Below are 18,662 nucleotides of genomic sequence, written 5' to 3' on the forward strand. Positions count from 1 at the left end.
CGGACCTCTCAGGTTGGACTGCTTTGTAGCCGAAAACAGCAGCCCTGCGAGCAATTTCGCACGCGGAGATTGCCTTTACAGAAGCGCGGTTGTGAGTGGTCGAATCAATCGCGGAAGCGACTGGCGATGTGGTCCGGGATATTTTCTGGCGTCACGACTACGACGGAAGAAGATGACGCTACCGAGGATGCTGGCAAGAGCTTATGAAAGTGCATGACGTGATGACAAGCGGACCGCATGTCTTGTCGGAGATCATGATGCAAGATTGCTTGAATCCTTCCGGCACGTAGAAGCTGCACGTTATCTCTGTCGAGGTCGTGACCGATGAAGTAGACGGGAGCTTGTTGCCACGCCTCTAGCGCGCGAAGAATCGCGGCATTGCCTCCGCCCATGGAGTACACGGCAGCGATGCCAGTCTCCTCGTTGAGAACGCTCCGGACTCGCTCTTCGGTCGGCAAATCAAGGCCATGTCCGCCGCTTGCGTCGATGAGTTTGAGTTGAGGGTGGCGCTTGCGCAATGCTCGACGAAAGCTTATCTCGCGTTCTTCCTCGCCCCGAAAATGCTCGTCGCTCATCGTTATCAACACATTAGCCTGCCGAGGCCCCAGCAATAGGCCTATGAGGTAGGCGGCCGTAGCGCCAGCCACGCGATTGTCGAGTCCGGCATAGGCGATGCGACCAGACAGCGGTATGTCGGTGAAGACTGTGACGACGGGGATGCCGTGGCGCTGTAGTTCGCCGATTGCCTCAGCAATTTCAGGAACGTCGCGGGCCTTCAGGAAGACGCCGTGGCTTCCTCTTCGCGCGATGGAGCGAAGGGTTTCCACCACTTCTGACGTCGTCATCGTCTCCTGTAGCAGAAAGCGCGGACGAACAACGGCCGGATGCATTAGTGCGAGTTCGGCCTCAAGGGCGCTCTTTAATTCATCGCTGAACCGCGTCGGCGCTTCTACAACAACGTCAACCATGAGCTTCCGACCCGTGTTTGCCAGGTTCAACTCCTGTTTCTCTAGTTCTTTGATTGCCCGCTCAACCCGATTGCGAGTGTGCTCCCGGACGTTTGCGCGCCCGTTCAACACCCTGTCGACCGTAGCCACTCCAAGCCCTGCTTGAAGGGCAATTTCTTTGATCAAAAAGCGGTGAGCCAATCCGACCCTCCATATTGATAGCTTTTGATGCGTTTCTGAGACCCCAATTGATGCTGAGAGCTATCCTACATCGAAAATAGAAGACACGGATGGACTACCCGTCAGAGACTATCCCGCAACGATGCGATTGGTATTGCGAGAGCGACCGCGGTCTGAGCGCTGGTGATTGGCTCTGCGCCGCTGGGTATTCGTGCGCGGCAAACTCACGCTGGGGCTCGTCCACCAAAGATCTCGTGCCCGAAAAATCATGGGCGGATCATGTCGCGCGCGCTTGTCGGGGATTCCGGGTGACAGAATTTTCGTTAGCGATCGTGGAGCACACTTGGCGCCATACGGCCAGTGGATCCGTCAAACGGATAGTTTTTTGATGGATTCTAGTTGGTACACGATAGATTGATCGCACTATTATGTTGCAGACGCGGCGCACAAAAATGACTCGGTCAAGTCGCGCGTACTCCCGTATCCCGCGCGGATGTGGGCGGAGACAAAACGTAATGGTGCGAAGGCATGGACCAGTTCAAGGAACTACAGCTGTTCGTCGAGGTGGCCGAGACGGGCAGCATCAGCGGAGCTGCCGAGGCTGTCGACCTCTCCATCTCGGCGGCAAGCCGGTATTTGATTTCGTTGGAGGCGAGGCTCGGAGTCCAGTTGGTGCGTCGAACGACGCGCAACCTTTTTTTGACTGAGGCTGGCGCCGAATTCCACCGGCGCTGCAAATCTATCCTGGCAGACCTTGGCGAAGCAGAGGCGGTCATCAAAGAGGCGGTAGTGCGTCCAAGCGGCGTCCTTCGCGTCACCGCCTCGTTGTCGTTCTGCATGCTGCACATCGCGCCCATGCTCCCTGATTTCACGGCGCGTTACCCCGACATCACCGTCGACGTACTAGCGGCTAACCGTTACTGCGACATCATCGAGAACGGCATAGACGTCGCGATTCGAACAAAGGTTCTTGAGCCAGACAGCAACATTACGATAAGAAGACTGGCATCAACACGCCGCATATTGGCTGCATCGCCCGGCTACCTCGAGTCGAACGGACACCCTCGTTTCCCGGCGGAACTCGCGAAGCACAGGCTGTTGAACTATCAACTCGCCGACAACCCACGCGAGCTTTCATTCACACGTGGTGGTGAAAACGTCGTTGTCAGAGTGAAGCCATTGGTGGAGTCGAATGATGGCCAGATATTGCGTGTCGCCGCGCTAGACAACATGGGCATTCTGGTGCAGCCGAAATACATCATCCACGACGACCTTAAGGCGGGTCGCCTTATTCCTGTGCTTGACGATTGGGATCTGCCCCGGTTGACCATGAACATCGCGTTTCAGACCCGCTCGCATCTTCCTGTCAAGGTGCGGCTGTTCATTGACGCACTCCTGGAGCGGTTCCATCAGAACGACTACGAACGGCATTGGACAGCGTGACCTCCGTGCTCCTTGCATTCGAGGCTTCTTCCCACTCAGCGCGAAAGACATTCCCTTTCTAGCTCTGTTTTGCCAGCTACGGCGAATATAGACTTGTCTCAAAGCTACAGAAAGTTTGATGGAGACACTCAATGCAAAGCGCTTTCTCAGCAGTTCAGTCCACGTCGCCGTACTTCGATGAAGCTCGCTCGGCCGAAGTCGTCAATGCTCGTATGAGCGACGGTGCAGACGCTCGCCTGCGCCAGGTCATGTCGGTTCTGGTCAAACACCTTCATGCTGCGGTCAAGGAAATCGAACCTACGCACGAAGAGTGGTTCAATGCCATCCGTTTCCTGACTGAGACGGGTCAAATGTGCACGGACTGGCGGCAAGAATACATCCTGCTCTCGGACGTCCTCGGCGTCTCCATGCTGGTTGATGCAATCAACCATCGCCGTCCGAACGGTGCTACGCCGAACACGATTCTGGGTCCCTTCTACATCGCCAACGCACCTGAATATCTGAACGGCGCGAACATCTGCCTGGATGGAAAGGGCGAGCCCATGGTTGTAGAAGGTCGGGTAACCGATATTGAGGGAAATCCGATTCCGAACGCGAAGCTTGAAGTGTGGCAGACCAACGACGACGGCTTCTACGACGTGCAACAGAAAGGCATTCAGCCTGATTCGAATCTTCGCGGCGTTTTCACGTCGGATGCCGAAGGCCGTTACTGGTTCAAGTCCGTCAAGCCGCGCCACTATCCCATTCCTTCGGACGGCCCGGTCGGTAAGCTCCTCGCCGCAATGGGCCGACACCCGAACCGGGCCGCTCACTTGCACTTCATCGTGACCGCGCCTGGCTTTGACCCGGTCATCACTCACATTTTCACGCCTGATTGCCCGTATCTCCCAGAAGACGCGGTCTTCGGCGTCAAGCGTGAACTCATCGCCGAATTTAGCAAGATTGACGACCCGGAGGCTGGCAAGCGCGTCGGGTTCTCGTCGCCGTTCTGGACTGTGTCGTGGGATTTCACTCTCGCGACGTCCAGCAAGCCCACTCGGACAATTTCGTAATCGTTTGGCATGCGGGAGCATGCCATCAAAAAAACCGATGACATTGAAATAAAGAGGAATACTACATATGAGCGCGAAGAAAATTGAACTGCTGGCTGCGTACTGGACCCTTGCTGGCGACGTCTATCCGTGTGCGTCGAACGAGATCAGCCCGTTTCCGCTGCGCGACCGTTGCGAAGCGGCTTCGCGCGCCGGGTGGAGCGGCATCGGCCTGATTCTCGATGACCTCGAGTACAGCATCGAGAAGTACGGGGTGTCTGGCGTCAAGAAGATTCTGGACGACACTGGCATGAAGTACTTCGAACTCGAAATCCTGATGGACTGGTACTTCGACGGAGAGGCGCGGGTCAAGTCTGACGATAGCCGTCGCCGTTTCATCGAACTGGGTGGGGAACTGGGCATGCGCAATCTGAAAATCGGTGCGAGCCCCTTCGACAAAAATCCGGCCGACTTCGCCCGCATGACCGACGAATTCGCGAAGCTTTGCCAGGATGTGGCGACGGTTGACTCGACGGTTGCAATCGAGTTCATGCCTTTCTCTCCCATCCGGAATATCGCAGAGGCGCTGAAGGTTGCTGAAGGCGCCAACCAGCCCAATGGTGGTCTGATGGTTGACCACTGGCACGTAGCGCGCGGTGACGGCCCTTATAGCGAAGTCGCCCAAATTCCCGCGCGTTTCATCAAGGGCGTGGAGATGGACGACGTCGGCGCCCAGGTTAAGGGGTCGCTGTTCGACGACTCGACCTTTAACAGGCAGCTTTGTGGCGAAGGTGCAGGCGACCTGCCTGCCTTCGTCGATGCCCTTGAGCAAGCAGGCTGCACGCTCCCGTACTACGGCGTGGAACTGATCTCTGAGACGCACCGAAAATTTCCGCTCGACGAGATGGCGAAGCGCGCTTACAACACCACCGTCGCGCAGTTCTCGGCGAAAAGCGCAACTTCCGTCTGACGCTCTTGACCTTAAACGACAAAGTATTTCTGGAGACTCACATGATTCGAATCGCCGTACTCGGTGCAGGCCGCATTGGTCGCATTCACGCTGGCAACGTCGCCGCGAGCCCGAACGCACAACTGGTCGTGGTGGCGGACCCTGTTGAAAGTGCAGCCAAGTCGTTGGCTAGCCGCCTTGGCTGCGAGGCTTCGACGGACCCCGCAGCGGTCCTCGAGCGAAAGGACATCGATGCCGTTGTCATCGGCACGCCGACGGACACGCACATCATGTTCATGCTCGAGGCCGTCAGGCGCGGCAAGGCTGTTCTGTGCGAGAAGCCCATTGACCTCGACATGGGCAAGTCGCTTGCCGCGGCGAACGAGGTCGAGCGCCTGGGTGGTCGCGTCATGCTCGCTTTCAATCGCCGTTTCGACCCGACGTCGCAAGCCTTCCGCAAGGCGATTGACGCAGGTGACATTGGCGAAGTGCGTCAGGTCATCATTTCGAGCCGGGACCCAGGCATGCCTCCCCGTGACTATGTCGAGCACTCGGGCGGCATCTTCCGCGACATGGTTATCCACGACCTGGATATGGCTCGCTGGCTGCTCGGCGAAGAACCGGTCGAGGTCATGGCCATGGCCAGCCGTCTTGTCGACGAATCGCTTGAGAAGCTGACCGATTTCGATACGGTGATGGTGCAGTTGCGGACCGCTTCCGGCAAGCAATGCCACATCAACTGTTGTCGCGAAGCCGTGTACGGCTACGACCAGCGCATGGAAGTATCAGGTTCGAAGGGAATGCTTCTGCAAGAAAACCTTCGTCCTTCGACGATTCGGCGCTGGTCCAAGGACGCAACCGACGTCCGCGAGCCGTTGCTCAACTTCTTCCTCGAGCGTTACGAGGCCGCGTACAAGGCCGAACTCGAAGCCTTCGTGGACGCGCTGAATGCAGACTCGGCATTGCCGACCTCGGTGCAGGACGGCCTCAAGGCGCTGCGCCTGGCGGACTGCGCGCTTGAGTCCGCCTTGTCGGGCAAAGCCGTCAAGGTGTAACTGAAAATCTCGAGGAGATATGTCATGACGCGAAAGATTGGTCCCAACGAAACGCTCGGCGTAGCATGTCTTGGCATCACTCATCCCCACACGTCCGGGCGAGTCAAGGCAATCCAGCGCCGCACCGACGCAAAGATGCTCGGTGCGTGGGATGCAAGCCCGCTGCTCACGCCATTCGTCGACGCGCTCGGTCTCGAGGCGCGGTCAAAGGAAGACATCCTCGCGGACGAGAATGTTCATGTCGTGCTCGTCCACTCCAAGAGCGAGAAGATGGCCGACCTGACCATTGAGGCGCTCGAGGCGGGCAAAGCTGTGTTGTGCGAGAAGCCTGCCGGCCGCAGTTCGGTCGACGCAAAGCGCATCGTAGAGGCTGTGGAGCGTACCGGCGGACTGGTGCAAGTCGGCTATTGCTGGCGTTTCGCACCTTCGGTCGACGCCATGCAAGCCGCCCTCAAGAGCGGTCGTCTCGGGAAAGTCGTTCAGGTTCGGGCGCACGGTGGCTGCTCACACGACGAGGCGGGCACTCCGCACATGACTCAGCCAGGTGATATTGGCGGTGCTGTCTTCGTTATCGGCTGCCACCTCATCGACCGCATTCTCTTGCACTTCGGCTTGCCACGCTCCGTGAACGCCCGTATCACGAAGTTCCCCAATTTCCACGGTGACGAATCACGTGAGGACGCGGCTGGCGCGGTGTTGAACTACGAAGACAAGATTGTCACCGTCGACTTCATGTCTTGGGACGTTCTGCCATGGACCGAGAGCTGGGACATCACCGCCTACGGGACGGAAGGCATCATGTCTTCCCGCTCGCTGCCCGCGAGCTACAAGATTTATGACGCAGGCAAAGGTGACCATCCGGAGGGTTGGACCGAGTGGCAAGAGACCAGCTTCCCGGAAATCTGGGCGACGAAGAAGACGGAATATTCGCCTGACATTGCTGAGATCGGCAACCCGGTGTACTTCGACCGGGAGTCGAATGCGTTCTTCGGCGCTTTGCGCAACGGCACGCAGTCAGTTGTGCCTGCCACGCAGGCGTACAACATCAGCCGTGTCATCGAAGCAATGTTCGCTTCTTCCAAAGAAGCCGGCGCAGAGGTCTTCATCAGGTAAGAGTTTGAATGGCTGACGCTCGCGGGTGTCAGCCGAGGATTCCGTAAACGATAAACCGGAATCGTAAATACGCATTCCTAACTAGGAGACGAGGTCATGAAAATTATGAAGAGTGTCGCGATCATTCTGGCTGCTTCGGCAGCGGTCTCAGCAATGTCTGGTGCTGCTTTTGCGCAGGATAAAGGTGTCGTCGGGATTTCGCTGCCCGACAAGACCGAATCCCGCTGGATTACCGACGGGAAAAGCATGGTCGACGCGCTGAAAGCGAAAGGCTATTCGGCCGATTTGCAGTACGCGAATTACGACGTTCCAACACAGGTGAATCAGGTCGAGAACATGCTTGCCAAGGGTGTCAAAGCACTGGTCATCGCACCTATCGACGGCAAGACCTTTTCTGATGCCCTGGCGCTCGCCCAGAAGAAAGGCATCAAGATTATTTCGTACGACCGCCTGATTAGTCAGACCAGGAACGTCGACTATTACGCAACCTTCGACAATTACGGCGTGGGCGTTCTGCAAGGGCAGAGCATCGTCAGCGCGTGGCAAAAAGCCGGCAGCAAGGCGCCGTTCAACATCGAAGTGTTCGGTGGTTCATCGGACGATAACAACGCCCATATGGTCTACGCAGGCGGCATGTCGGTTCTCAAACCGTACATCGACAGTGGCAAGTTCGTGGTTCGGAGCAAGCAGGTTGCCTTCGAGAAAGTGGCCACGCGCAACTGGGATGGTGCTACGGCTCAGTCCCGGATGGACAACTTGCTGAGCGCTTTCTACGGTAAGGACCACCTCGATGCGGTCTGGACGCCCAATGACGCGATTGCGATTGGCGTTATCTCGTCTCTCAAGGGCGTCGGATATGGTTCGGCCCAGCAAGCCATGCCCGTTGTCACGGGACAGGACGCAGACATCCAGAACGTCAAGAACATTGTTCGAGGCGACCAGACTTCGACGGTGTTCAAGGACACTCGTAAGCTCGCCAGCGTGACAGCCGAGATGGTTGATAACGCACTGAGCGGAAAACAGGTTCCTATCAACGACACGAAGAGTTACAACAACGGAGCGAAGATCGTTCCGACTTACCTCGTGAAGCCCATCCTCGTCGACAAGGCTAATTACCAATCGGAGTTGGTCACCAGCGGCTATTACACGCAGGCCCAAATCAAGTAAGGCATCTGAACGTTGGTGTGGCGGGGCCTCCTGCGGGACTCCGCCTTACGCAGACACGCGGCCGAGCGTGACCAATTAGAGGAATTTGACCATGGATACCATTCTGGAGATGCGCGGAATTCAGAAAAGCTTTGGCGCTGTCAAAGCCCTGAATAACGTCAATCTGAAGGTGCGTCAGGGAGAGATTCACGCCATTTGCGGCGAAAATGGCGCAGGCAAATCGACCCTGATGAAAATCCTCAGTGGCGTCTATCCGCACGGCTCTTATTCTGGCGACGTCCTTTACGACGGTCAGGAACGTGCATTCGCCGATATTTCCGATAGCGAGGCGGTCGGAATCATCATCATCCACCAAGAACTTGCCCTCGTACCTATGCTCTCGATTACCGAGAACATCTATCTTGGTAACGAGCAGTCGAAGCACGGCGTCATCGATTGGCAGGTGTCGCGTGCGAAGGCGAAGGCGTTGCTCGCGAAGGTGGGCCTATCGGATTCGCCAGACTCACCGGTAGGCACGCTCGGGATTGGCAAACAGCAACTCATCGAAATTGCAAAGGCATTGTCGAAAGAGGTTCGCCTGTTGATTCTTGACGAGCCCACCGCAAGCCTGAATGAAAAAGACAGCGACACGCTGCTTAGTCTTCTCCTCGAACTCAAGTCGCGCGGTGTGACGTCAATCATCATATCGCACAAGCTTAACGAGATTTCGCGCGTCGCGGACGGTATCACCGTCATTCGTGATGGCTCGACGGTTGACGCACTCGATTGCAGTGCCGAGAGTGTGAGTGAAGACCGCATCATCAAAGCGATGGTCGGCCGCGAGATGTCCGACCGCTACCCGCCACGTACTCCGAACATCGGCGAAGTAGTTTTTGAAGTCAAGGATTGGCGTGTCCAGCATCCCACGCAGAGGGACCGCGCAGTCATCAAAGGCGTGAACCTGACGGCGCGCAAGGGAGAAATCGTCGGCATCGCTGGATTGATGGGTTCTGGGCGCACGGAGCTCGCCATGAGCGTCTTCGGCGGCACATATGGTCAGGGCATTACCGGCCAGGTGTTGATGCACGGAAAGCAGGTCGACGTTTCATCGGTACAAAAGGCCATCAAAGCAGGCATCGCATACGTGACCGAAGACCGGAAAGGCAATGGTCTTCTCCTGGACGACAACATCAAGCGGAACATCACGCTGGCAAATCTGTCCGGCGTCTCCAGGTTAGGCGTCGTCGACGAGCACGAAGAGATAACAGTTGCGACCGATTTCCTGAAGAAGCTTCGAATCCGCGCACAAGGCGTTACTCACGTTGTTGGCAACCTGTCGGGTGGGAACCAGCAAAAGGTTGTGCTGAGCAAGTGGCTGTTCTCCGAACCCGAGGTTCTGATTCTCGACGAGCCCACTCGAGGCATCGATGTGGGAGCGAAGTACGAGATTTACAGCATCATGAATCAGGTGGTTGCGTCAGGTAAGTGTGTGGTCATGATTTCATCGGAAATGCCTGAACTTCTCGGCATGTGTGACCGCGTTTATGTCATGAACGAAGGCCGGTTTGTCGGCGAATTCACCGCAGAAGAAGTTTCGCAGGAAAAAATCATGCGAGCGATTATGCGAAATGGAGGTATCGAAAATGCGTAAGGCACTCTCTCCGGTGGTCGTCGAAGGCGCCGAGGTTCAGAAAAGCGAAATATTCGGTTCGCTTAAGCACTTCTTCAGTGAATACGGACTACTCGTATCGCTTGTTATCATCATGGCGTTCTTTCAGGTCTCGACGAGCGGCGTATTGATGCAACCGCTCAATCTCACCAACCTCGTACTGCAGAACAGCTACATTGTCATCATGGCCCTTGGCATGCTCATGGTGATTGTTTCGGGTCACATTGACCTTTCGGTTGGATCAACGGCGGGTTTGGTCGGTGCCCTGGCGGCAGTACTGATGGTGCAGTACGACGTCAACTACATTTTGGCCACCATTATTTGTATCGCGGCCGGCGCGCTGATGGGCGCCGTGCAAGGGTACTGGATTGCCTTCTGGCGGATGCCCTCGTTCATCGTGACACTAGCCGGCATGCTGGTTTTCCGTGGCATGACGAACCTCGTGCTCCAAGGCCAGTCTATCGGCCCGTTCCCCGACGCATTCGGCGCTGTGAGTTCGGGTTTTATCCCCGACCTCTTTCACGGACAGGCGCTTCACATCACCTCGATTCTGCTGGGAGTGTTTGTCGGTGCGCTTTTCTTTGCAATTGAACTCAGGCATCGTGCCGGCGCCGCGAAGCACGGAGTCGAGAGTGGTTCATTCTCAATGTTCGTGACGAAGAATGTCGTCCTTACGGCGCTAATTGTGTTTTTCTGCTACCTGCTCGCATCCTATCGTGGCTTGCCGACCGTGCTCGTCATCATGGGCGTGCTGATTGGCCTGTACACATTCATCATGAATCGCACGACAATCGGCCGTCGAATCTACGCGGTCGGCGGCAACGCGAAGGCCGCGCGGCTGTCAGGCGTCAGCGTTCCAGCAGTGAGCTTCCTGACTTTCGTGAACATGGGCGTCCTTGCCGCGCTGGCAGGTCTGATTTTCGCCGCACGCCTGAATAGTGGAACGCCGAAGGCTGGCGCCGGATTCGAGCTCGACGTTATCGCAGCATGTTTCATCGGCGGCGCATCCGCCTCCGGTGGCGTAGGGAAGGTGGTCGGCGCGGTTGTGGGCGCCTTCATCATGGGCGTGATGAACAACGGCATGTCCATCATGGGCATCGGCGTGGACTATCAGCAGGTCATCAAAGGCATCGTTCTGCTGGCAGCCGTGTTCGTCGACGTGTACAACAAGAACAAGGCGTAACTACTCCTTCCTGCGGCAGCCAGACTCAGAGCTCAGCGGGGCCAGGCGCGTATCGAGGCCCGGCTGAAATGCATACTTGAGCCATGAGATTGCATCTCGAACATTTGGCCTGCGCATAAGCAATACTAATGGAATTAAATATGGTCAAGCATATCGTGATGTGGAATGTCCGCGGTGAGACGTCCGAACAGAAGAAGGAAACTGCGATGCTCGTGAAGTCCGCGTTCGAGAGTCTGAGCGGGAAGATTCCTGGGCTTACCAAGCTGGAGGTCGGGCTGGATGTCAGCGCTGTGGACTATGCCTGTGACGTCGTGCTCTACACGGAATTCGAGAGCCAGGAATCGCTCGACGCTTATGCGTCCCATCCTGAGCATTTGCGAGTAAAGCAGGTCGTGGGTGACGCTCGCATTGCTCGCCACCAGGTCGACTACATCTAGGCGAGCTGTATCGTTTGACGACACAGGAAGCAAATCTCATGTATCAGTTCACCTATACCACACAGGCTTCCAGAGTCGTATTTGGCGCCGGAAGCATGAAGTTGATCCAACAGGAAGTCGAGACGTTGGGTGCACGCCGGGCATTGGTTCTCTGTACCCCCGAGCAAAGGGCGCAGGCCGAAGTAGTTTCGTCTCTTCTTGGACCTTCGAGCGCAGGCGTTTTCGACGGCGCCCAGATGCATGTTCCCGTGGAGAACGCTCGCCGCGCGCGCGAACACGCAAGGTCAGTTGACGCGGACTGTGCAGTGGCTATTGGCGGCGGTTCGACGATTGGGCTCGGCAAGGCGATTGCGCTCGAATCGTCGTTGCCGATTATCGCGATACCAACGACCTATGCTGGGTCGGAGATGACTCCCATCTACGGGATAACCGAAAACGGCCTGAAGAAAACCGGTCGCGATGCCAAGGTCATCCCCAAAACGGTCCTGTACGACCCGGAGTTGACCATGGGGCTCCCGGTTCGCCTCTCGATTGTCAGCGGCCTCAACGCCATCGCCCATGCTGCCGAGGGGCTGTACGCAAGGGATGGAAATCCCATCATGTCACTGATGGCGGAAGAGGGTATTCGCTCTCTCGCCAGCGGCCTGCGTGGAGTGAACAACAACAGCAAGGACAAAGCGGCGCGCGGCGAATGTCTTTACGGTGCATGGCTGTGCGGAATGGTGCTCGGCAACGTTGGTATGGCTCTTCATCACAAGCTGTGCCATACCTTGGGTGGAACATTCAACCTCCCTCATGCAGAGACGCACGCAATCGTTCTGCCTCATGCTCTCGCTTACAACAGTCCCGTTGCGGATGAGGCTATGGGACGAATCGCCAGGGCCTTGAACGTAGATTCGGCGCCCGACGGCCTTTACCAGCTCAACCAGGAACTTGGAGTTCCGCGGGGCCTTCGTGAGATAGGGTTGAATGAAGCAGACCTTGATTACGCGTGCGAGGTGGCATTGTCGAACCCATACTGGAACCCGCGGCCGATTGAGCATGAACCGCTGAGAGCACTGCTGCAGCGTGCGTGGGAAGGGGCCCGCCCGTTGGCGTAGACTTTGGAAAGCAGACGCCTGGTCGAGGTCCGCGGTCACAGAACTTCGCCACGGTTGATTCTTTTCGCGCGCGCTGCGGGGCTTCGGAGCGCCGATGAAGCACTCGCTATATCCTGCGGCGAAGAGTTGTTCGGGGTTCGTGCCATCGCCGCCTCCGCCGCCGAGTGCCTTCGGCAGGGTCAGCTCGAAATCCAGGTTGCTTTTCGCCTTTCCAAATATAGCTGGCGCTAGCGTCGCGCCAGCCTTTGCTGAACCCGGGTGAAGATCACGCTGACGAGCAGCGTGGACACTGTGCCGAGGACAACCTGCATGAGCCGGAACAACGGCACGCCCCATAGTGGCCCTTGCGCGGGAACCAGCAGCACGATAGTCGCGGTAATGGCGCCGAGGCGCGCCGCGCTGCCCACGTTCAAGCACCAGCAGACGACGATTACGGCGGCAATTGTCGCCGCGTAGCCAAGGATCTCGTGCGTGCCTGCCCCGAGAGACGCGCCGACGAAACCGAAGAGGCCACCCGCCGTGGCCCCGATGAACTGGTCGCGCGACAGGCTGCGGGTGTCCGCGTAACTGTGTTGCGTGACGGCGATGGCCGTAATCGCGGCCCAGAAAGCCTCCTGGGTGTGCAGCGCGCAGGCGACGCCGTAAGCGAGACATGCGCCGCAGACGGCCTGCAGCGCCGTCAGGCTGCCCTCGGCGAGCCGGTCGCGAAACGGCAGGCTCTTGAGCAGGTCGATCAATACGTCGGCGGCTCGGATGCGCGCTTCGTTCCGCGTTTCTTTCGCTTCAGTCATCGTTCGTGCAGATTTTTTGAGCGCCATGAGGCCTTCACGGTAGTGGCGTATCCACCACCCGGAGGGCCGCGATTCGCCCGAACGCCGCCAATTTGCAGCGCTCACGGCGACCGGGCGTCCCTCAGTATTCCAGGCGCAGACCGGCCTTCAGCGTGCCCTGCAGTGCATGACCTTGACGGTGAAAACGGGCGCTGCGCTCGAGGCAACGCGCGTCACACGCCCAACGATCGCGGCCGCGTTATTTTGCTTACCCAGAGGCCCGAACCCGCGGGGCCGGAATGACCGTTAGAGACCGGACCCCCTGTGCGCCGTGAATCAGGACACCCTCGATGTCGGCGGTCGCCGAGGGTCCGCTCATCAACACCGCGTAGTTCGCAGCGAAGAATTCGGAGCGATGATACGCGTGGTGCAGATTACCGACGATGTCGGCCGGATCGAGCAGCGCAACGAGATGCTGCGACAGATAGCCAAGCGCATTGACCTGATACTGCGTTTCGCTGAGCCAGATCGACCCGGTCTCGGCGACCGCAAAGCGCGGCCTTACGATGCCGACATCGACGTCGTTCAGTTCATGCGGATCGCTGACCTCCTCGATGCGCCGTGTACCGGCCACTTCGGGCACGGCTGAGCAGATCACTTTCGCGTCTGGATAGCGTGCCCGGATCAGCGCATCGATGCCGCCGTCAGCGGGCATCTCCGCCCAGATGCCGCCCATCTGGGCAAGCGTTTCCTTGAACGTGTCGAGCGCCGGCGGCAGACCGGCGTCGAACATCGGCACGTCGGGTAGCGTGGCAGGCGTGCGCTGCGCGGCGCGCAGACTTGCGAGAATGGCGTTTCGGCTGCTCATTTTGCTTTCCTGTTCTTGAGGTACCAGTCGCGGAAGGTTTGCTCGGGCGCCTCTGGCACTTCCCGTTGCTTGCCCCACGCATTGAAAGGGTTGTAGATGAAGGCACGCGGCAACTTAGCCACAGCCGTGTCCGCTGCCTTGATCGCCACGCGATACAGCTTCGGCTCGGCCAGCACCTTGCCTGCGACTTTCATCGCCTCTTTCTTGATGAATGGCAACTCGTGCTGCTCGGCGACAATCTGACGCCACTTGTAGATCTGCTCGTGAATGTTGATCTTGACCGGGCAGACGTTCGTGCAACTACCATTCATTGTCGAAGCAAACGGCAGTGCGCTGTATTTCTTCAGATCGAAAGTCGGATTGATGATCGCGCCGATCGGACCGGAATACACGCCGCCGTAGCTCAGGCCGCTGCTGCGCCGGTACACCGGACACGTATTCATGCAGGCGCCACAGCGGATACACTTCAGCGAGTACCAGAAGTCGTCCATTGCGAGCCTTGCTGAACGGCCGTTGTCCACCAGCACGAAATGCATTTCACCGCCTTTGCGTGGACCGCGGAAGTGCGATGTGTACTGCGTGATCGGCGCCCCCAGCGCATTGCGCGAGAGCATTCGAATGAACACGCCGAGGTGTTCGAGCTTCGGAATCAGCTTCTCGATGCCGATCGACGCAATGTGCAGCGGCGGCACGTTCGCACTCAGATCGGCATTGCCTTCGTTCGTGCATACGGTAATGCCGCCGGTTTCCGCGACAGCAAAATTGCAACCGGTCATCCCGGCTTCCGCGTTCAGGATGATTGGCCGGGTCGCGTCGCGCTGCGCTTCGGCGAGGTAATGTACGTCGCTGTTAGCCGGGTCGGTTCCAAGCGTTTTGGCAAACACTCTGGAGACGTCTGAGGCGAGCTTGTGGACCGCCGGCACCACGACGTGTGCGGGACGCTCATGATCGAGTTGCTGGATCCGTTCGCCGAGATCGGATTCGACGACCGTGATGCCTCGCGCTTCGAGATACTCGCGCATCTCGCACTCTTCAGTGAGCATCGACTTGCTCTTGACTAGTGTCTTTGCGCGGTGGCTTTCGAGAATCTCGTGCACGATGCGATTGTGCTCTTCCGCATCCTTTGCCCAATGCACGATCACACCGTTGTTCGTCGCATTCCGCTCGAATTCCTCGAGATAGCCGGCGAGGTGCGTCAGCGTGTGTTCCTTGATACCCGAAGCAAGCGAACGCAGTTCTTCCCATTCCTCGATACCGTGCGCCGCCTGATCGCGCAGGGTTCGCAAACTCCACAGTCGCTTGTCGTGGAACTCGAGATGCTTTTCGTCGGCGATAAACGCGCGCGACGCCTTGACGTGGTCAACACGCTTCATGAACGGGCTCCATTGAGGATCTGGGCGATGTGGATGAACTTCAGATCGAGGCCGAGCCGTTCCGAGCAACCCTTCTGATGCATCAGGCACGACGAGTCGGCGGACACGATGTATTCGGCACCGGCCTGCTTGTGATCGCGAACCTTGTCCTGGCCCATCCGTGCCGAGACGGGTTCCTCAGTTACGCAGAACGTGCCGCCGAACCCGCAGCATTCGTCAGGCCGGGCGGGCATAACGAACTCGATGCCCTTGACCTTGTTCAGCAGCGACAGCGGTTTCGAGAAGAACGGCTCGTCAATCTCCGACATCTTGGCGGTGCGCAACCCGCGCAGCGTTCCGCAACTGTTGTGCAGGCCGACCTTATGCGGAAACTCGGCCCACGGAAGCGCGTCGACTTTCAACACGTCGTGCAGGAACTCAACCAGTTCATAAGTGTTGGCACGCACCGCTCTGCTCTCCGCGGTCGGCTCGACTGCCGTGAAATGATCGCGCACGTGGTGCACGCAGCTGCCGCTCGGCGCAACAATATAGTCGTAGCCGGTGAAATTCTTGACGAACAGCTCTTCTGTCGCGGCGGCGTCTTTTTCGCACCCGCTATTGCCCATCGGCTGACCACAACAGGTCTGCTCGAGTGGGAAGTCGACGTCGCAACCGAATCGCTCGAGCAGTTCAAGCGTTGCGACGCCGACATCGGGAAAGAAGGCGTCGATGAAACATGGAACAAACAAGGCAACTTTCATAATCTCTCCAGTGACTACGAATGACTCCAATTAGCGAAACCTGCCGAATCCCAATATTTCATGGCAAGCTTGGCTTGCCTGCATCTGTTCGGCACGGTGTTCGTCAGTAGTGGTGACCCGAATTCAGGTCGACCTTCCCTTTGAACACGTTGTAGCTATAGAGCGTGTAGATCAGCATCAATGGGTAGACGAACAACCCCGCGCCCCAGAACATGAAAGCGAGGCTTGCATGCGGGCCCGCCGCCTGGGTGATCGTGAGCGAGAACGGGACCATGTACGGCCAGAAGGAAATCGCCAGCATCGCGTAAGCGCAGACGAACAGCACCACGATCATGAGAAACGGCTGGTTGTCTCGACGCCGTCTGACGCCGGTCAGGGTGCCTGCGATTGCACATAGCGCGACCAACGGCACAAGAAAGAGATAAGGGCGGTCGAGCCAGCGATGCATGATCGCAAGATCTTCATGAAGGGCGTGAAGGAACAGCACGATCAGCAGAACGAGCACCACCCAAAGCAACGGCACAATGGCGCGATACGCGGCGTCGCGCGCGTCCGCCTCGCATTTCTTGACGACCCAGCTCGCAGCGAGCAGAGCGTAACCGGCGCATAACGCCACACCGCACAGTGCCGAGAAACTGCTGCACCACGTCATGACGTCGCCCGCAAAGCGGCCGTTGACGACCGGCAGCCCTTTGACCAGCGCGCCGACCATTGCGCCCTGCATGAACGCGGCGACGACCGAACCCACCACGAAGCCAACGTTCCAGATCGCCCGCGTACGATGCGCCCTGCCGCGGAACTCGAAGGCGACGCCGCGAAAGATCAGGCCGGCGAGCATCAGGACAACGGGCACATAGAACGCGGAGACCAGCAACGAGTAGACCTGCGAAAAAGCACCCCACAACACGACGCCGGCCACGATCAGCCAGGTTTCGTTGCCGTCCCACAGCGGCGACACGGCAGCCAGCATATGAGCCCGGCGCGTTTCGTCGCGGGTCAGGCCGAACAGCATGCCGACACCGAGATCGAAACCGTCGAGTAGCACGTACAGCAACATGCTAAGGGCGAGTATCAGCGACCAGTAGAGGATCATTTCCACGTCTCCGAAATTATTTGACCGTTGACGGCAGATCCGTCGCCGCCGAAATCGGACGATTCGGCAGGGCAGCAGGCGGTGTGTGCAGCGGGTCCCCGGCAGGTCCGCCTTTGAGCAACTTATAGATGTAGTAGGTGCCGAAGGCGAAGATGAAGACGTAGGTCGCACAAAACACGAGTAGCGACCCCGCCGCCGCACGTGGCGTCAGGAACGGCGTGACGGCGTCCGCAGTGCGCAGCAACCCGTAGACGGTCCAGGGTTGCCGCCCCACCTCGGCGGTGAACCAGCCGGTGAGGGTCGCGATGAACGGCAGCGGAAAACACAGGAATACCGTCCACAGCAGCGCACGCCGCTGCAGCAAACGCTCCTTGAGCGAAAGAAAAGTGCCACCCCAGGCGACCAGCAGCATGATGAGGCCGCACGCCACCATGATCCTGAACGTGAAGAAAGGAACGGCGATCGGCGGACGCTCGCTGCGCGCGAAGTCAGTCAGCCCGACCTCCTTCGAATCGAGGCTCATCGAGGCAATCAAGCTGCCGAGCACCGGCACGGAGATCGCATAGTCGTTCTTTTCGTGTGCCGCGTCGGGCCATGCCAACAGGACTTCGGATGCGGGTTGTTCGTCGTGCCAGCGTGCTTCAATCGTTGCAAACTTGATGGGCTGATAGCGGTGCACATAATCGCCGACCAGATGCCCGAACAGCAGCTGAACCGGCACGAGGATCGCCGCGAGAAACAGGCCCATCCGCAGCATGACGCGACCTTCCGCAAGACACATTCCGCGCAGCGTGTACCACGCACCTGTCGCGGCGACACAGAACGCGCCAGTGACATAAGCCGCGAGCAGCATATGAGGAAACCGCACCCATACAACCGGACTGAAGATGATCTTCGCCCAGTCGTCCGGCACGTAGATACCGTTCTGGATTGTGTAGCCCACCGGATACTGCATCCAGCTGTTGTTCACCATGATCCAGAACGCCGAGAGCGTCGTGCCGAGCGTGACCATCGCCGCCGAGAAGAGATAGAGTCCCGGCTTCACCCTGTTCCTGCCGAACAGCAGCACACCGAAGAACGACGCCTCGAGCATGAAGGCCGTGAAGGTCTCATAGGACAGCAGCGGTCCCTGAATCGGCCCCGAAAGGCGTGACAGTTCGCTCCAGTTGGTGCCGAACTCGAAGGCGAGCACGATGCCGGAGACCACGCCCATACCGAAAGCGATCCCGAAGATCTTCAGCCAGAAGTCGAAAACGCGGCGGTACACGGGCCGCCTGGTAATCAGATGCAGCGTTTCCAGTACCGTCAGCCACGCTGCCAGGCCGATGGTGAAAGACGGAAAAATGATGTGAAACGAAACCGTAAAGGCGAACTGCAACCGCGACAGCATGAGCGCAGTGGTGTCCATACCGCTCCCCTAGCGATAGAGGTTGGTTTGCGCAACCGAGACACATTGTTGAATCGGTTGCCGTGAATTGCCCGGCAGGACGGTCATCAGACTCACGGTCACATCGAGGTCCGCAGTGCAATCACCAGTCCGTAGTGACTGAATTGAACGGTTCATG

Annotated in this window: 17 protein-coding genes and 1 pseudogene; 10 read left to right on the forward strand and 8 right to left on the reverse strand. The window is 58.2% G+C overall.

Going from position 1 to position 18,662, the window contains the following annotated elements:
- Positions 1-104: 104 nt before the first annotated feature.
- A complete protein-coding gene (locus tag ACQKRQ_RS24830; RefSeq protein ID WP_427480059.1) occupies positions 105-1,148 on the reverse strand; it encodes a LacI family DNA-binding transcriptional regulator in 1,044 nt (347 codons plus the stop codon).
- A gap of 507 nt (positions 1,149-1,655) precedes the next feature.
- On the opposite strand from ACQKRQ_RS24830, the gene ACQKRQ_RS24835 reads away from it, so the two are divergent.
- The 10 genes from ACQKRQ_RS24835 to ACQKRQ_RS24880 all read left to right on the forward strand — a co-directional run bounded on the left by ACQKRQ_RS24835 (position 1,656) and on the right by ACQKRQ_RS24880 (position 12,253).
- Complete coding sequence (locus ACQKRQ_RS24835) at positions 1,656-2,570, forward strand: LysR family transcriptional regulator (protein WP_132379546.1); 915 nt, start codon at positions 1,656-1,658, stop codon at positions 2,568-2,570.
- A gap of 131 nt (positions 2,571-2,701) precedes the next feature.
- Entirely contained in the window at positions 2,702-3,622 is a 921-nt protein-coding gene (locus ACQKRQ_RS24840; protein ID WP_427480061.1) for an intradiol ring-cleavage dioxygenase, read from the forward strand.
- Positions 3,623-3,689: 67 nt separating this feature from the next.
- Positions 3,690-4,571, forward strand: a complete 882-nt coding sequence (locus tag ACQKRQ_RS24845; protein WP_427480062.1) for a sugar phosphate isomerase/epimerase family protein — start codon at positions 3,690-3,692, stop codon at positions 4,569-4,571.
- 41 nt (positions 4,572-4,612) lie between these two features.
- Positions 4,613-5,605 carry an inositol 2-dehydrogenase gene (iolG, locus tag ACQKRQ_RS24850; protein ID WP_427480063.1) on the forward strand — a complete coding sequence of 331 codons (993 nt, stop codon included), beginning with the start codon at positions 4,613-4,615 and terminating at the stop codon, positions 5,603-5,605.
- A gap of 24 nt (positions 5,606-5,629) precedes the next feature.
- The gene (locus tag ACQKRQ_RS24855; RefSeq protein ID WP_427480065.1) at positions 5,630-6,718 is read left to right on the forward strand and encodes a Gfo/Idh/MocA family protein; all 1,089 of its coding nucleotides are present in this window, start codon (positions 5,630-5,632) and stop codon (positions 6,716-6,718) included.
- A 96-nt stretch (positions 6,719-6,814) separates the two neighbouring features.
- Complete coding sequence (gene chvE, locus ACQKRQ_RS24860) at positions 6,815-7,885, forward strand: multiple monosaccharide ABC transporter substrate-binding protein (protein ID WP_427480067.1); 1,071 nt, start codon at positions 6,815-6,817, stop codon at positions 7,883-7,885.
- A 91-nt stretch (positions 7,886-7,976) separates the two neighbouring features.
- Entirely contained in the window at positions 7,977-9,515 is a 1,539-nt protein-coding gene (gene mmsA / locus ACQKRQ_RS24865) for a multiple monosaccharide ABC transporter ATP-binding protein (protein ID WP_427480068.1), read from the forward strand.
- On the forward strand, positions 9,508-10,716 hold the full coding sequence (mmsB, locus tag ACQKRQ_RS24870; RefSeq protein WP_427480070.1) for a multiple monosaccharide ABC transporter permease: 1,209 nt from the start codon (positions 9,508-9,510) through the stop codon (positions 10,714-10,716). Before mmsA ends, mmsB begins: the two co-directional genes overlap by 8 nt.
- Positions 10,717-10,856: 140 nt before the next feature.
- Positions 10,857-11,153 carry a Dabb family protein gene (locus ACQKRQ_RS24875; protein ID WP_342960160.1) on the forward strand — a complete coding sequence of 99 codons (297 nt, stop codon included), beginning with the start codon at positions 10,857-10,859 and terminating at the stop codon, positions 11,151-11,153.
- Positions 11,154-11,191: 38 nt separating this feature from the next.
- Positions 11,192-12,253: a maleylacetate reductase gene (locus ACQKRQ_RS24880; RefSeq protein WP_427480072.1), complete on the forward strand. Its 1,062-nt coding sequence runs from the start codon at positions 11,192-11,194 to the stop codon at positions 12,251-12,253.
- Positions 12,254-12,313: 60 nt separating this feature from the next.
- Here the strand turns inward: ACQKRQ_RS24880 and ACQKRQ_RS24885 are convergent.
- The 7 genes and pseudogenes from ACQKRQ_RS24885 to ACQKRQ_RS24915 all read right to left on the reverse strand — a co-directional run.
- Positions 12,314-12,472: pseudogene (locus ACQKRQ_RS24885) on the reverse strand (organic hydroperoxide resistance protein); the annotation flags it as partial.
- An 8-nt stretch (positions 12,473-12,480) separates the two neighbouring features.
- Positions 12,481-13,044 carry an FUSC family protein gene (locus ACQKRQ_RS24890; RefSeq protein ID WP_427480074.1) on the reverse strand — a complete coding sequence of 188 codons (564 nt, stop codon included), beginning with the start codon at positions 13,042-13,044 and terminating at the stop codon, positions 12,481-12,483.
- A 247-nt stretch (positions 13,045-13,291) separates the two neighbouring features.
- Positions 13,292-13,891, reverse strand: coding sequence for a LutC/YkgG family protein (locus ACQKRQ_RS24895; protein WP_427480076.1), 600 nt, complete (start codon positions 13,889-13,891; stop codon positions 13,292-13,294).
- The gene (locus tag ACQKRQ_RS24900; protein WP_427480078.1) at positions 13,888-15,264 is read right to left on the reverse strand and encodes a lactate utilization protein B; all 1,377 of its coding nucleotides are present in this window, start codon (positions 15,262-15,264) and stop codon (positions 13,888-13,890) included. The genes ACQKRQ_RS24895 and ACQKRQ_RS24900 overlap by 4 nt, the downstream gene beginning before the upstream one ends.
- Positions 15,261-16,004 (reverse strand): (Fe-S)-binding protein, encoded by a 744-nt coding sequence (locus tag ACQKRQ_RS24905; protein WP_427480080.1) that lies wholly within the window; start codon positions 16,002-16,004, stop codon positions 15,261-15,263. Before ACQKRQ_RS24905 ends, ACQKRQ_RS24900 begins: the two co-directional genes overlap by 4 nt.
- A gap of 103 nt (positions 16,005-16,107) precedes the next feature.
- Positions 16,108-17,097, reverse strand: a complete 990-nt coding sequence (locus ACQKRQ_RS24910; RefSeq protein WP_427480081.1) for a cytochrome d ubiquinol oxidase subunit II — start codon at positions 17,095-17,097, stop codon at positions 16,108-16,110.
- Between the two features lie 16 nt (positions 17,098-17,113).
- A complete protein-coding gene (locus ACQKRQ_RS24915; RefSeq protein ID WP_427480083.1) occupies positions 17,114-18,505 on the reverse strand; it encodes a cytochrome ubiquinol oxidase subunit I in 1,392 nt (463 codons plus the stop codon).
- Between the last annotated feature and the right edge of the window lie 157 nt (positions 18,506-18,662).

This window comes from Paraburkholderia sp. NPDC080076, from assembly GCF_050281145.1.
In the GTDB taxonomy this organism is placed as follows: Bacteria; Pseudomonadota; Gammaproteobacteria; order Burkholderiales; family Burkholderiaceae; genus Paraburkholderia.

What these genes read in the sequence shown, in the direction of transcription:
- ACQKRQ_RS24835 (WP_132379546.1), top strand. Translation starts at nt 1,656, where the DNA reads ATGGACCAGTTCAAGGAACTACAGCTGTTCGTCGAGGTGGCCGAGACG.
- ACQKRQ_RS24840 (WP_427480061.1), top strand. Translation starts at nt 2,702, where the DNA reads ATGCAAAGCGCTTTCTCAGCAGTTCAGTCCACGTCGCCGTACTTCGAT.
- ACQKRQ_RS24845 (WP_427480062.1), top strand. Translation starts at nt 3,690, where the DNA reads ATGAGCGCGAAGAAAATTGAACTGCTGGCTGCGTACTGGACCCTTGCT.
- iolG (WP_427480063.1), top strand. Translation starts at nt 4,613, where the DNA reads ATGATTCGAATCGCCGTACTCGGTGCAGGCCGCATTGGTCGCATTCAC.
- ACQKRQ_RS24855 (WP_427480065.1), top strand. Translation starts at nt 5,630, where the DNA reads ATGACGCGAAAGATTGGTCCCAACGAAACGCTCGGCGTAGCATGTCTT.
- chvE (WP_427480067.1), top strand. Translation starts at nt 6,815, where the DNA reads ATGAAAATTATGAAGAGTGTCGCGATCATTCTGGCTGCTTCGGCAGCG.
- mmsA (WP_427480068.1), top strand. Translation starts at nt 7,977, where the DNA reads ATGGATACCATTCTGGAGATGCGCGGAATTCAGAAAAGCTTTGGCGCT.
- mmsB (WP_427480070.1), top strand. Translation starts at nt 9,508, where the DNA reads ATGCGTAAGGCACTCTCTCCGGTGGTCGTCGAAGGCGCCGAGGTTCAG.
- ACQKRQ_RS24875 (WP_342960160.1), top strand. Translation starts at nt 10,857, where the DNA reads ATGGTCAAGCATATCGTGATGTGGAATGTCCGCGGTGAGACGTCCGAA.
- ACQKRQ_RS24880 (WP_427480072.1), top strand. Translation starts at nt 11,192, where the DNA reads ATGTATCAGTTCACCTATACCACACAGGCTTCCAGAGTCGTATTTGGC.
- ACQKRQ_RS24890 (WP_427480074.1), bottom strand. Translation starts at nt 13,044, where the DNA reads ATGACTGAAGCGAAAGAAACGCGGAACGAAGCGCGCATCCGAGCCGCC.
- ACQKRQ_RS24895 (WP_427480076.1), bottom strand. Translation starts at nt 13,891, where the DNA reads ATGAGCAGCCGAAACGCCATTCTCGCAAGTCTGCGCGCCGCGCAGCGC.
- ACQKRQ_RS24900 (WP_427480078.1), bottom strand. Translation starts at nt 15,264, where the DNA reads ATGAAGCGTGTTGACCACGTCAAGGCGTCGCGCGCGTTTATCGCCGAC.
- ACQKRQ_RS24905 (WP_427480080.1), bottom strand. Translation starts at nt 16,004, where the DNA reads ATGAAAGTTGCCTTGTTTGTTCCATGTTTCATCGACGCCTTCTTTCCC.
- ACQKRQ_RS24910 (WP_427480081.1), bottom strand. Translation starts at nt 17,097, where the DNA reads ATGATCCTCTACTGGTCGCTGATACTCGCCCTTAGCATGTTGCTGTAC.
- ACQKRQ_RS24915 (WP_427480083.1), bottom strand. Translation starts at nt 18,505, where the DNA reads ATGGACACCACTGCGCTCATGCTGTCGCGGTTGCAGTTCGCCTTTACG.